Annotated in this window: 17 protein-coding genes; all 17 read right to left on the reverse strand. The window is 63.6% G+C overall.

All coding sequences use genetic code 11. From position 1 onward, the window contains the following. Positions 1–3: 3 nt before the first annotated feature. Complete coding sequence (nuoK, locus tag V7Q53_RS06925) at positions 4–309, reverse strand: NADH-quinone oxidoreductase subunit NuoK (protein WP_333827777.1); 306 nt, start codon at positions 307–309, stop codon at positions 4–6. Between the two features lie 71 nt (positions 310–380). Continuing rightward, entirely contained in the window at positions 381–995 is a 615-nt protein-coding gene (locus V7Q53_RS06930; protein WP_333827778.1) for an NADH-quinone oxidoreductase subunit J, read from the reverse strand. Beyond that, positions 992–1,450, reverse strand: coding sequence for a carboxymuconolactone decarboxylase family protein (locus V7Q53_RS06935; protein WP_333827779.1), 459 nt, complete (start codon positions 1,448–1,450; stop codon positions 992–994). Before V7Q53_RS06935 ends, V7Q53_RS06930 begins: the two co-directional genes overlap by 4 nt. 6 nt (positions 1,451–1,456) lie before the next feature. Continuing rightward, positions 1,457–1,948, reverse strand: a complete 492-nt coding sequence (nuoI, locus tag V7Q53_RS06940) for an NADH-quinone oxidoreductase subunit NuoI (RefSeq protein WP_442954422.1) — start codon at positions 1,946–1,948, stop codon at positions 1,457–1,459. Position 1,949: 1 nt separating this feature from the next. Beyond that, positions 1,950–2,987: an NADH-quinone oxidoreductase subunit NuoH gene (gene nuoH, locus V7Q53_RS06945; RefSeq protein ID WP_333827783.1), complete on the reverse strand. Its 1,038-nt coding sequence runs from the start codon at positions 2,985–2,987 to the stop codon at positions 1,950–1,952. Between the two features lie 13 nt (positions 2,988–3,000). Next, complete coding sequence (locus tag V7Q53_RS06950; RefSeq protein ID WP_333827784.1) at positions 3,001–3,432, reverse strand: hypothetical protein; 432 nt, start codon at positions 3,430–3,432, stop codon at positions 3,001–3,003. A gap of 3 nt (positions 3,433–3,435) precedes the next feature. Next, a complete protein-coding gene (gene nuoG / locus V7Q53_RS06955; RefSeq protein WP_333827785.1) occupies positions 3,436–5,442 on the reverse strand; it encodes an NADH-quinone oxidoreductase subunit NuoG in 2,007 nt (668 codons plus the stop codon). 3 nt (positions 5,443–5,445) lie between these two features. After that, on the reverse strand, positions 5,446–5,898 hold the full coding sequence (locus V7Q53_RS06960) for a DUF5333 domain-containing protein (RefSeq protein WP_333827786.1): 453 nt from the start codon (positions 5,896–5,898) through the stop codon (positions 5,446–5,448). Between the two features lie 5 nt (positions 5,899–5,903). Further along, complete coding sequence (locus V7Q53_RS06965; RefSeq protein WP_333827788.1) at positions 5,904–6,272, reverse strand: hypothetical protein; 369 nt, start codon at positions 6,270–6,272, stop codon at positions 5,904–5,906. After that, a complete protein-coding gene (locus V7Q53_RS06970) occupies positions 6,269–6,646 on the reverse strand; it encodes a hypothetical protein (protein ID WP_333827790.1) in 378 nt (125 codons plus the stop codon). Before V7Q53_RS06970 ends, V7Q53_RS06965 begins: the two co-directional genes overlap by 4 nt. 2 nt (positions 6,647–6,648) lie before the next feature. After that, positions 6,649–7,944, reverse strand: coding sequence for an NADH-quinone oxidoreductase subunit NuoF (gene nuoF / locus V7Q53_RS06975; RefSeq protein ID WP_333827791.1), 1,296 nt, complete (start codon positions 7,942–7,944; stop codon positions 6,649–6,651). A 10-nt stretch (positions 7,945–7,954) separates the two neighbouring features. Beyond that, positions 7,955–8,191 (reverse strand): DUF5337 domain-containing protein, encoded by a 237-nt coding sequence (locus tag V7Q53_RS06980; RefSeq protein ID WP_333827793.1) that lies wholly within the window; start codon positions 8,189–8,191, stop codon positions 7,955–7,957. An 11-nt stretch (positions 8,192–8,202) separates the two neighbouring features. After that, on the reverse strand, positions 8,203–9,375 hold the full coding sequence (locus V7Q53_RS06985) for an NADH-quinone oxidoreductase subunit E (protein WP_333827794.1): 1,173 nt from the start codon (positions 9,373–9,375) through the stop codon (positions 8,203–8,205). A gap of 12 nt (positions 9,376–9,387) precedes the next feature. Beyond that, positions 9,388–10,326 carry a hypothetical protein gene (locus V7Q53_RS06990; RefSeq protein ID WP_333827795.1) on the reverse strand — a complete coding sequence of 313 codons (939 nt, stop codon included), beginning with the start codon at positions 10,324–10,326 and terminating at the stop codon, positions 9,388–9,390. Next, positions 10,323–11,546 (reverse strand): NADH-quinone oxidoreductase subunit D, encoded by a 1,224-nt coding sequence (locus tag V7Q53_RS06995; RefSeq protein WP_333827797.1) that lies wholly within the window; start codon positions 11,544–11,546, stop codon positions 10,323–10,325. The genes V7Q53_RS06990 and V7Q53_RS06995 overlap by 4 nt, the downstream gene beginning before the upstream one ends. A gap of 34 nt (positions 11,547–11,580) precedes the next feature. Beyond that, complete coding sequence (locus V7Q53_RS07000) at positions 11,581–12,480, reverse strand: hypothetical protein (protein WP_333827798.1); 900 nt, start codon at positions 12,478–12,480, stop codon at positions 11,581–11,583. After that, a complete protein-coding gene (locus V7Q53_RS07005) occupies positions 12,480–13,079 on the reverse strand; it encodes an NADH-quinone oxidoreductase subunit C (RefSeq protein ID WP_333827799.1) in 600 nt (199 codons plus the stop codon). The genes V7Q53_RS07000 and V7Q53_RS07005 overlap by 1 nt, the downstream gene beginning before the upstream one ends.

Below are 13,079 nucleotides of genomic sequence, written 5' to 3' on the forward strand. Positions count from 1 at the left end.
AAATCAGCCTTTCATCACGTTGACGTCTTCAACGTCGATCGTGCCGCGGTTCCGGAAGAAGCAGACCAGAATGGCCAGACCGATCGCAGCCTCGGCGGCGGCAACGGTCAGCACGAACATGGTAAAGACCTGACCCACCAGATCACCCAAATGGCTGGAGAATGCCACCAGGTTGATATTGACCGACAGCAGGATCAGTTCGATCGACATCAGGATCACGATGACATTCTTCCGGTTCAGGAAGATGCCGAAGATCCCGATGACGAACAGCGCCGCCGCCACCGTCAGGTAATGCTCAAGTCCCACCATTTGGTCCCTCGTTTATCGTTCCGGCCTTCAAGAGCCGGTAAATTTGTGGCCGGTATCTGGCCGGGCGTCGTTCAGAGGCCCTGCCCCGGCTTCACGTCTTTCAGTTCCATCGCCTTGGCCGGATCGCGCCACATCTGTTGCAGCACATCCTGCCGCTTCACGTTCACGCGGTGGCGCATGGTCAGCACGATGGCGCCGATCATGGCGACCAGCAGCACCAGCCCGGAAAGCTGGAACAGGATGAAATACTGGTCATACAGGATCAGCCCCAGCGCGCGGGTGTTTTCCACCTGCGCCATATCCGGCGTGACAGCCTGCCGCAGCCCCATCGCGCCCTCGGCCTGCACCCAGCTTCCGTAAAGCAGGGAAAGCTGCATCAGGATCACCAGCCCCACCAATGAGGCCAGCGGGAAATAGCGCGCCATCTCGGCCTTCAGCGCCGCGAAATCGATGTCGAGCATCATCACCACGAAGAGGAACAGCACCGCCACCGCGCCGACATAGACGATGATCAGCAGCATCGCCAGAAACTCAGCCCCCAGCAGCACGAACAGCCCCGCCGATGACAGGAAGGCCAGGATCAGCCACAGCACCGAATGCACCGGGTTGCGGGCGACAACCACAAGAAGGCCCGCGATCACCACCACGCTGGCGAAGGCATAGAAAGCAAAATCGGCAACGCTCATGCGTTTTTCTCCTTGGTCTCGGCGATCGCGCTCTGTGCAAGCTCAAGCGCTTTCTGCATGGCGGGCAGCCCCCCGAACATGCTCATCTGCCAGATCACCTCGGCGATCTCGCGCTCAGTTGCACCCGCTTCCAGCAGATGGCGCACGGTCAGTTTGATCTGCGGCTCGGCCTGCGCGCCCAGCACGGTCAGTGCGCCCAGCGTCAGCATCAGCCGCGTCTTGGCATCAAGCCCCTCGCGGTTGAAGGTCTTGCCGAACCACAGCTCCATCAGATCGGCTGACATGGTGGGCAGGCCGGCCGGAAAGGCGCCGGTGAAGCCCTCAGGAAAGCCTCCCTGAAACCCCTTGTCAAAGCCGGGCATCTGCGCCTTCTCCAGCGCCGGATTGAAGGCGCGCAGCATCTCCTGGCTGGAGGCCATCATTTGCTGAAGCATCTTGGCGAAGGCGTCATTCATGGCAGCTCACCGATAAGGGGCGTCAATTTCAAGGTTGCGGGCGATCTCGGATTCCCAGCGGTCGCCGTTATCAAGCAGCCTTTGCTTGTCATAAAACAGCTCTTCGCGGGTCTCGGTGGCGAATTCGAAATTCGGCCCCTCGACAATCGCATCGACCGGGCAGGCCTCCTGACAGAAACCGCAATAGATGCATTTCGTCATGTCGATGTCGTAGCGCGTGGTACGGCGGCTGCCGTCGTCACGCGGTTCGGCGTCAATGGTGATCGCCTGCGCCGGGCAGATTGCCTCGCACAGCTTGCAGGCGATGCACCGCTCTTCGCCGTTGGCATAGCGCCGCAGCGCATGCTCCCCCCGGAAGCGGGGCGAAAGCGGGCCCTTTTCATGCGGATAGTTCAGCGTGGCCTTGGGCGCGAGGAAGTATTTCATCCCCAGCCCGAAGCCCTTGATGAAATCCACCATCAGGAAGTATTTGACCGCGCGGGTGACGTCGATCCCCATCTCAGCCTCCAATCGCCCAGCGGGCATAGGCGCCGCCGAACAGTTCGAATTTCGCAAAGAACGCCACCAGAACCACCCAGCCCAGCGAGAGCGGCAGGAACACCTTCCAGCCGATGCGCATCAGCTGGTCGTAGCGGTAGCGCGGGACAATGGCTTTCACCATCGCAAACAGGAAGAAGAAGAACGCCATCTTGCCGACCATCCACCAAGGACCATCCGGCAGGAAAGGCACGGGCGAAAGCCAGCCGCCAAAGAACAGCAGCGACATCAGCGCGCACATCAGGAAGATGGCGATGTATTCACCGGCCATGAACAGCAGGTAGGGCGTGGAGGAATATTCAACCATGAAGCCCGCCACCAGCTCTGACTCCGCCTCGGGCAGGTCAAACGGCGGGCGGTTGGTTTCGGCCAGCGCCGAGATGAAGAACAGCACAACCATCGGGAAATGCGGCAGCCAGTACCAGCCCAGCAGGCCCCAGCCGGTATCCTGCGCGGCAACGATCGCGCCGAAGTTCATGCTGCCGGTGGCGATGATCACACCGATGATGATCAGGCCCAGCGACACCTCATAGCTGATCATCTGCGCCGCCGAGCGCAGACTGCCCAGAAACGCGTATTTGGAGTTTGACGCCCAGCCGCCCATGATCACGCCGTATACTTCCAGCGACGAGATCGCGAAAACGAACAGGATGGCCACGTTGATATCGGCCAGCACCCAGCCGGCATTGAACGGGATCACCGCCCAGGCCAGCACCGCCAGCACGAAGCTGAGCATCGGCGCCAGGAAATAGACCGGGCGGTCAACACCGGCCGGAATCACCACCTCCTTGACGACATATTTCAGTGCATCGGCCACCGATTGCAGCAGGCCCCAGGGCCCCACCACATTGGGCCCGCGGCGCATCTGCACCGCAGCCCAGACCTTGCGGTCCCCGTAGACCAGAAACAGCAGGCTGATCATCACGAAGGCGATGACCAGAAGTGACTGTGCGGCGATCAGCACTGTGATGCCCAGCCCGGTTTCAAGAAAATCTGCCATCTTGCCTTAATCCTCAGACCGTCGGTATTCCCTGCTCGGTGCAATCGGCGACGGTCACTTCTGCGTCGATCGTCCGAAAACCCCGGGGCAGTGCCGGCGAGACGGTATAAACCGCATCTGCCTGCCAGATTCCACCCTGTTCAGCGACATTCGTGCGCACATGGCGCGCAAATCCGTATCCGCGGATGACCGCGTATTGTGCAGCGGCGCAGCGGGCGTAGGCGATCACATCCTCCGCCCCGCGCGCGCCTTCCATGGTGACCAGAAAGTTCACCATATCCGCATCCAGCAGTCGGGTCCGCACGTCGCGATACACCGCATTCTCCGGCGCGCCAAGCACTGCCTCGTCCCCGGTGAGCGGCGCGGCATCCGTGCCGCAGCCCGCCAGCGCCAGCCCCCCGAGGGCCAGCACCGAAATCACCGCGTGAGAGGCGCGTGGGCTCATTGCTCACTCCGCCGCCAGCCGGGTCTGGCCCTGCTTGTTCATGGCCGAGAGTTCGGCCATCAGGCCGGAGGCCCGCGCGATGGGGTTGGTAAGGTAGAAATCGCGCAGCGGATAGCGGAAATCGGCAGCACCCGGCGCTTCAACACTCAGCGGCTGCCAGGGATTTTCCGGCACCTCGTCGATCAGCTCCAGATGCGGCACCGCCCCGGTCAGGTTCCGGCGCAGGGCGCCAAGCGAGTCGAAGGGCAGCGTCGCACCCAGTTCGGCGGAAAGCGCGCGCAGGATCGCCCAGTTCTCTTTCGCCTCACCCGGCGCAAACCCGGCGCGGAACGCGAGCTGCGGCCGCCCCTCGGTATTGACGAAAATGCCGTTCTCTTCGGTATAGGTCGCGCCCGGCAGGATGATATCGGCGCGGTGCGCGCCCCGGTCACCGTGGCTGCCCTGATAGATCACGAAAGGCCCGGCCTCGATATCAATCTCGTCGGCGCCCAGATTATAGATCACCTCGGCACCCTCGATGGCTGCCGCGATACCGCCCTCGGTCACGCAGCCCGCATCCATCGCACCGACGCGGCTGGCGGCGGTATGAAGCACCATGAAGCCCCCGCCCAGGCCCTGCGCCAGCTTCATCGCATGGGCCAGAACGGCGGTGCCATCGGCCTCGCTCAGCGCACCCTGCCCCAGAATCACCAGCGCGCCGGGGGTGGATTGCGCATCGCCGGCGGCACGCACCAGCGCAGCGCGGTCGGTGCCCAGTTCATGCACCTCATAGGTCAGGTCAACCGCGGGGCCGACCCGGTGCACCTCGGCCCCGTTCAGCCAGGCCTTGCGGATGCGCGCGTTCAGCACAGGCGCCTCGTCGCGCGGGTTGGTGCCGATCAGGTAAATGACCTTCGCGCTGTCGATATCGGCAATCGCGGCGGTGCCGACATAACCCGCACGGTTGCCGATCGGCAGGCGCGCGCCATCGGTGCGGCATTCGAGATTCCCGCCCTGCCCCTCAATCAGCAGCTTGAGCGCCCAGGCGGCCTCGACCGGGGCCAGATCGCCGACCAGCCCGGTAACCTTCCTGCCCTTCATGGCCGCCGCCGCCGCTGCCAGCGCCTCAGGCCAGCCTGCTTTGCGCAGCTTGCCGTTCTCGCGGATATAGGGCGTATCCAGCCGCTGACGGCGCAACCCGTCCCAGATGAAGCGCGTCTTGTCGGAAATCCATTCCTCATTCACGCCGTCATGGTTGCGCGGCACAATGCGCATGACTTCGCGCCCCTTGGTATCCACCCGGATCGACGAGCCAAGCGCATCCATCACGTCGATGCTTTCGGTTTTCGTCAGCTCCCACGGGCGGGCGGTGAAAGCATAGGGTTTCGACACCAGCGCGCCCACCGGGCACAGGTCGATAATATTGCCCTGCAGGTTCGATTGCAGCGTCTGGTTCAGATACGAGGTGATCTCGGCATCCTCGCCGCGCCCGGTCTGGCCCATCTGGGTGATGCCCGCCACCTCGGTGGTGAAGCGCACGCAGCGGGTGCAGGAGATGCAGCGCGTCATGTGGGTTTCGACAAGCGGGCCAAGGTTCAGATCCTCGGAGGCGCGCTTGGGCTCGCGGAAGCGCGAGAAATCAACGCCGTAAGCCATCGCCTGATCCTGCAGGTCGCATTCGCCGCCCTGATCGCAGATCGGGCAGTCCAGCGGGTGGTTGATGAGCAGAAACTCCATCACCCCCTCGCGCGCCTTCTTGACCATGGGCGAGTTGGTGCGCACCTGCGGCGGTTCGCCATTGGGACCGGGGCGCAGATCCTTGACCTGCATCGCGCAGCTTGCGGCGGGCTTGGGCGGGCCGCCGACCACTTCGACCAGACACATCCGGCAGTTGCCCGCAATCGACAACCGCTCATGATAGCAGAAGCGCGGCACCTCGATCCCGGCCTCCTCGCAGGCCTGAATCAGGGTCATCGCGGGGTGAACCTCGATCTCGCGGCCGTCAATGATGATCTTGCGAAGCTCTGACATGGCTTACCTTGCTCTCAGTAGTGCGCCCGATGGGGTGCCGGCCGCAATTTCGGCAAGGCCCAAAGCGCAGATTGTATCGGGCTGCTCCACCTGGGCGCCCTGCTGGTTATAATAGGCGATGACGATGGCGCGCAGTTCCGCCTTGTTCGCTTCATCGCGCAGGAAAGCCCTGATCTCGCTGCGGGAAAACCCCAGCGAGCGGGCATGGTTGTAAAGCGACAGCGCCACGCTGTTGGCACGGAGCATCCGCGCGTCGATTGTCGGACAGGTGTCACGGATGCCATGGGCGATGCCCAGAACATAAAGCCCGTTGAATATCTCAGGATCGGCGCGCAGGGCCGCGTTGACATCGGCCTGGCTGCGCCCCTCGTCCTGCGCGGCGGCCAGACCCGCCGATGCAACCATGACCGCCACCGCAGTCACACCCGCACAGAGCGTCCCGGCCAGAAATGACATCTGCCTCACCATTCGCGACAATCCCCCGCAAAGGAAATACCGCCGCGGCGCATCAGGCTGCCGCGGCTGCGTGTGTTGAATTCGCGCCCGCCCTCTTCGCAGATCTGCCGTGCCAGACGCGCGGCGCTATCCTGATCGGCCTCCGTCACTGGCCGCCCCTCACGCGAGACGATGGTGATGACCGATTCGGCAGGGCGCCAGTCGTCGCCGATACCCTGCCCGGTTGCACCGGCCTCATAGTTGAAAAAGCCAAACTCCTCACCCTCAAACAACACATGACGGCTGGCCGGGATGCCGCCATCGGCATCCGGCCCCGGGGCGCAGGCCCCCAGCAGCGCAAGCGCCGCCACCGGTATGAGCGCGTGTCGGATCAACCGCAGGCCCCCGCAAAGCTCAGCCCGCCGCCGGGCAGAAATACGCCGCGATCCTGATCATACCAGCGCCGCTGGGTGCGTTCGCACAAAAGCCGCGCAACGCGCTGCACATCGCCGCGGTCCATCTCGGAAACCGGCGCGCCATTGCGCGTCATGACCGTGATGACCAGCCCGCTGCGCACCCCGGCGCCGATGCCACCGCTGCTGCCCGTTGACAGCTCAGGATAGCGAAGCGCCGCGCCCTCATACTGATGATAGCCGAACACATCGCCGCCCACTGTGACGCTGCGCGTGGAATCAACCTGCGCAGCGCAACCCGCCATGACGGCCGCCGCCAGCACCAGACCTGTGATTACCCCTGTGTTCGCCATCATCCCTACTCCGCTGCCACAGCCGAAACCCGGCCCCGCTTCTGTGCATCAATCCGCTCTTCGATTTCGTCGCGGAAGTTGCGGATCAGGCCCTGAATCGGCCAGGCCGCCGCATCGCCGAGCGCACAGATCGTGTGCCCTTCGACCTGCTTGGACACATCCCACAGCATATCGATCTCTTCCTTGCGGGCCTCGCCGCGCACCAGCCGGTCCATGACCCGCATCATCCAGCCCGTCCCCTCACGACACGGCGTACACTGGCCGCAGCTTTCGTGCTTGTAGAATACCGACAGCCGCCAGATCGCCTTGATGATATCGGTGGATTTGTCCATCACGATCACCGCCGCCGTACCAAGGCCTGACCCCTGCTCGCGCAGATAGTCGAAATCCATGATCGCGTCGCGCATCTTCTCGCCGCGGATCAGCGGCACGGATGAGCCGCCGGGAATGACCGCCTTCAGATTGTCCCAGCCGCCCCGGATGCCGCCGCAATGCTTCTCGATCAGTTCTTCAAAGCTGATCGACATCGCCTCTTCGACGACACAGGGGTTGTTCACATGGCCCGAGATGGCGAACAGCTTGGTGCCCGCGTTGTTCTGGCGGCCGAAACCGGCAAACCACGCCCCGCCGCGCCGCAGGATGGTGGGCACAACGGCGATGGATTCAACATTGTTCACGGTCGTCGGGCAGCCATAAAGCCCCGCGCCCGCCGGGAAAGGCGGTTTCATGCGCGGCATACCCTTGCGGCCCTCAAGGCTTTCTAGGAGCGCGGTTTCCTCGCCGCAGATATAGGCCCCGGCGCCGTGGTGCAGATAAAGGTCAAAATCCCAGCCTGATTTCGCAGCGTTCTTGCCCAGAAGCCCGGCCTCATAGGCCTCGTCGATGGCGGCCTGAAGCGCCTCGCGCTCGCGGATATATTCGCCCCGGATGTAGATGTAGCAGGCATGCGCGTTCATCGCGAAGCTGGCGATCAGGCAGCCTTCGATCAGCGTGTGCGGATCATGGCGCATGATCTCGCGGTCCTTGCAGGTGCCGGGCTCAGATTCGTCAGCGTTCACAACCAGATAGGCCGGTCGACCATCGCTTTCCTTGGGCATGAATGACCATTTCAGCCCGGTCGGAAAGCCAGCACCGCCCCGCCCGCGCAGGCCCGAGGCCTTCATCTCGTTCACAATCCAGTCGCGGCCCTTCTGGATGATCCCGGCAGTGCCGTCCCATGCCCCACGCGCCATCGCGCCTTTCAGCGAACGGTTCTTCATCCCGTAGATATTGGTGAAGATGCGGTCCTGATCCTTCAGCATCGGCAGTTCCTCAGTTGTCGCCGCTCTGGTCGCGCCGTGCGCGCCAGAGGCGGTAAGATACGATCAGCGCCCAGACAAAGGCCGCCAGCGCCAGAAAATCGAACAGGAAGGCATAGCGTGCCTGCCATCCGTAAAAACCACCCGCCCAGCTGGCGAACATCCACAGAACCATCGTGCCCACCAGAACACTGGCGACAATCCGCACCTGGCGGCGATGGGTCTGTTCCTGTTCCCCGTTTCTGGTCATTGGTGCCCTCTTCAGTCTTGCCGTGACGAGAATTCGGTCCCGCCACCAGCCGCCAGAACCCGGGCGTGTTCGACCCAGCCGTCACGGGCGATCCGGCCCTTGAAATTCAGCGCGCCGTCAACCCAGGCCACTTCCGCATCGGTCCAGGCGGCGATCTGGCGGAAATGCCAGATCCCCAGCGCGTTCAGCTTCTGCTCCAGCTTGGGGCCGACGCCCTTGAGCTTTTGCAGGTTGTCGGGCGTGCCCTCTGCGCTCGCCAGAAGCCTGGGCGCCTGCCCTTCCGGGCTGGCGGCGGCGGCCTCTTCGCCTGATTTCGCAGGCTCAACGACGGGTGCCGAGGCAACCTCGGGCGCCGGGTGGCCCTTGGGCTTGGCGCGCGCTTCCTGCTCGGTCACGCCGGTTTCATCAACCGGCTGGCCCGCCGAAGGCTTGGGCTCAGGCGCGACGCCCTTGCGGGTAGATTTCGGCTTCGCGGGCTTGCCGCTGTCCAGCCAGGGGGTGAGAATCGGCACTTCAGTGCCGTCAATCCGCTTGATCGTATCGCCCAGCGACAGCGCCAGCGCGACCGAGGCGTTATGCGCCTCGTCGCGCGCGCCCTCAAGGCTGCTCAGCCCGGCCTTGGGCTCCGAGGTGAAACGCCCGTTCTGCGGCCCCGGCACGGGCACCCGGCCCGCTGCCAGCTCATCAAGGATCCGGTTGAACTTCTCGGCGGTCAGGTCTTCGTAATAATCCTTGCCGATCTGGACCACCGGCGCGTTGGAACAGGCGCCAAGGCATTCCAGCTCTTCCCAGCTGAACTTGCCATCCGCCGAAAGGGCATGCGGCGCGGGGGCGATGCGTTCGCGGCAGATGCCGATCAGGTCTTCGGCGCCGCAGATCAGGCACGAGGTGGTGCCGCAAACCTGAATATGCGCGACCGAGCCGACCGGCTGAAGCTGGAACATGAAGTAGAATGTCGCCACTTCCAGCGCCCGGATATAGGCCATGCCCAGCATCCCGGCGATATGTTCGATCGCCGGGCGCGTCAGCCAGCCCTCCTGCTCCTGCGCACGCCAGAGAAGCGGAATGATGGCCGAAGCCTGCCGCCCTTCCGGGTATTTCGTGATCTGCGCCTGCGCCCACTCCAGATTGGCGGGTGTGAAGGCGAAGCTTTCAGGCTGGGTATGGTGCAAACGGCGAAGCATCGGTTCTTCCGGTCAGGGTGTACAATTGGTCAGCGTCAGAATGTCTCCGGCGCGCGTGAATTCGGGGCCGGGGTCGTCAAGCGTGGCACCGACAAGGCGAAACAGCTCGGCGCGCGCCTCTTCCGGCCAGTCAGGGACAAAACTGAAGATCAGTGTCATCTGCTCGGCGATGAAATCGGCAATCGCGGTCTCGGCAGCGGCGCGCTCATCGATGGCGATGGTGCAGCCCACGGTCTCGGCGTAAAGCGCGGTCATGGCGCGGATGCCGTCAAGGCCAAAGTGCTGCGTCAGCACCTCAAGCGGCTCTGCATCGGGCGACAATTGCTGCATGGCGTGGAAATCCAGCAATGCCTGCTCAGTCAGCGCCGCATCCCCGTCCGCCTCCATTGTGCAAACCGTCTCGCTCAGGCGCAGCGTGCCGCCATCCTCGCTCAGCGTCACAGCGCCCGCCTGCAGCAGCACCGCCACCGTGTCACGGGTTGTGATCATGTCCAGCCCCAGCGCAGGCAGCGTTTCCCCGGCCTCCTGCTCGCTCAGGGCGCAGTCATTGTCGCGCAACGCGCCGATCAGCGCAGCCCCCTCGGCGCCGGTGATCTGCGGCGACCACGGCTCCATCACCGGGGCGGCATCGAAGGCCCCGGTGATCAGGGTCAGCGACTGCGCGGCATCGGCAGCGCAAAGCGCATCGGACAGAACCAGCGCCTCGCCATCTTCGGACAGGGTAACCAGCCCGGCCGGATACAGCACCGAAATCGCTGCATCCACCTCGTCGATGCTCAGACCCATGCCCGGCAGAATTGCGTCGGCCTCATCCCCCGTCATCGCGCAGCCATTGTCGCGCATCGCCTCAACCAGCAGCGCCGCCCGCTCGGGCGTATCGGCCCAGACGGGTGCGGCCAGCGTCAGCGAGAACGCGACCAGAGAGGCAAAGGCGACGGGGGCGGCTTTCACCTGTCAACCTCCCCGAAGACGATATCCATGGTGCCGATGATCGCCGCGACATCAGCCAGCAGGTGGCCCTTGGCGACATGATCCATCGACTGCAGATGCAGATAGCCCGGCGCGCGGATCTTGGCGCGGTAGGGCCGGTTGGTGCCATCGGCGACCAGATAGACGCCGAATTCACCCTTGGGGGCCTCGACGGCGGCGTAAACCTCACCGGCGGGAACGTGGAAACCCTCGGTGTAAAGCTTGAAGTGATGGATCAGCGCTTCCATCGAGGTTTTCATCTCGGCACGCCGGGGCGGTGTGATCTTGCCGCGCGCCAGAACATCGCCCTGCCCGTCGGGCGCGCGCAGCTTGGTGATCGCCTGCTGGATGATGCGGATCGATTCGCGCATCTCGGCCATGCGGCACAGATATCGGTCGTAGCAGTCGCCGTTCTTGCCGATCGGAATCTGGAAATCAAATTCGTCATAGCATTCATAGGGCTGCGCGCGGCGCAGATCCCATGCAAGGCCCGAGCCGCGCACCATCACGCCGGAATAGCCCCATTGCTGGATCTCTTCTTCCGAGATGATGCCGATATCGGCGTTGCGCTGTTTGAAAATGCGGTTCTCGGTCAGCAGCCCGTCGATATCATCCAGCGCACGAGGGAACTGCTCGGCCCATTCCTCGATATCATTGATCAGGTCAGGCGGCAGGTCCTGATGGACGCCGCCGGGCCGGAAATAAGCCGCATGAAACCGCGCACCCGATGCCCGCTCATAGAAAATGACCAGCTTCTCACGCTCCTCAAAACCCCAGAGCGGCGGGGTCAGCGCGCCCACGTCCATCGCCTGCGTGGTGACGTTGAGAAGGTGGTTCAGAATGCGCCCGATTTCCGAGAACAGAACCCGGATCAGGCTGGCGCGGCGCGGCACCTGCACGCCGGTCAGCCGCTCGATGGCCAGACACCATGCATGCTCCTGATTCATCGGCGCGACATAATCAAGCCGGTCGAAATAGGGCAGATTCTGAAGGTAAGTCCGGCTTTCCATAAGCTTTTCGGTGCCGCGATGCAGCAGGCCGATATGCGGATCGCAGCGTTCGACAATCTCGCCATCCAGCTCCAGCACCAGACGCAGCACGCCATGGGCGGCCGGGTGCTGGGGCCCGAAGTTGATGTTGAAATTGCGGATCTTCTGCTCGCCCGTCAGTGCGTCGCTGAAACCCTTTGCTCCGTCCATCATCGTTGCAACCTCCGTCGCAGAACCGTCTTGCCGCTCATGCCACCACCTGCCGGGGCCGGGCGGCGAAGCGCGCGTGCCATGCCTGCGGAACTTCCTTGCCGAAAGCCGCGCAGATCGCCTCATATTGCGGCCGCAGTCTGGCGGCCAGCGCTGTTTCCTGATCGGGCCGCATCACGGCCCGCATACCCTCGTTGACCACACCCAGATCCCCCAGCGGATGCCGCGCGATTTCAAGGAAATCGCAGATCCGGTCCGCCGCTTGCTGGGTGAACAGGTTCTCGCAGAACAGGGCCAGCCGGCGTCTGGCGGGAACCGCCTGGTCCAGCCGTGCCAGTGTCCCGGCGTAGTCACTGCGCGCGAACTCCTTCGCGCGCCCGCCCTCCAGCATCAGATCCAGCCGCTCCTGGCAGGCGGCCTCGAACATCGCGGGCACTTCGACCTTCTTGGCCATCTTCATCCGCACCGCCGACCACAGCCGCGCAACCGGCTCGCGCATCAGAAACAGAAAGCGCGTGTCACCCAGGGCGGCCATCTGCCCGAAGGTGGCCGCATCAAGCACGGCATAGCTGGGCGTGATATCCAGCGCAACCTGACCGGGTGCCAGCCCGCCGGTCATCAGATCGACATAGGACTGATGGTTGTCATCCGGCGCCTCGCAAATCTCTTGCAGGCGCTTCACACCATCCCGTTTCGCGGCGTCGCGGCCCCTTTTCGCCAGCGCCCGTTCTTTACGCCCGCGCAGGACATGGCCCACCTTACTGATACCCGCCAGCGTGTCGAAATAATGCAGCTCTTTCATCGGGCCCGGGCGGCATGCCGGATGGCCGTTCAGATAATGAAAGACCCAGCTCGTCCCCGCCTTTTGCGCACCAACGCCCAGAAGAAGGCGAACCCCCTCTGGCCAGTCAGGCTGGTTTGGGGCCGTCTGGCGCATCACTTCGCCCTTTCGTCGCCGGGCAGAATGTATTCGGCCCCTTCCCAGGGCGACATGAAATCGAACTGGCGGTATTCCTGCACCAGCTTCACCGGCTCATAGACGACGCGCTTGGCGGCCTCGTCATAGCGCACTTCGGTATAGCCGGTGGTGGGGAAATCCTTGCGCAGCGGGTAGCCGCGAAAGCCGTAATCGGTCAGCAGGCGGCGCAGGTCCGGATGGCCGGAAAAGAGAATCCCGAACATATCGAACACTTCGCGCTCGAACCAGTTGGCCGAGGGATGCTCATCCACGATAGAGAGCACCATCTCATCCTCGCGCACGGCCGCTTTCAGGCGGATGCGCTGGTTCCGGTACATCGACAGGAAATGATAGACCACTTCGAACCGCGCCTTGCGGGCCGGATAATCAACCGCCGTGATATCCACCAGCGACGAAAAGCGGCAGTTCTCATCGGTTTTCAGAAACCGCACCAGACCGGGCAAGGCGCTGGACACAACGGTCAGCGTCAGCTCGCCAAAGGCCACCTCGGCCTCAAGCACCGCATCGGCCTGCTTCAGCCGGATCAGCGCTGCCAGTTCGTTGAGTTGTTCGGACAT

Source organism: Pararhodobacter sp. (assembly GCF_036802785.1).
Lineage (GTDB): Bacteria > Pseudomonadota > Alphaproteobacteria > Rhodobacterales > Rhodobacteraceae > Pararhodobacter.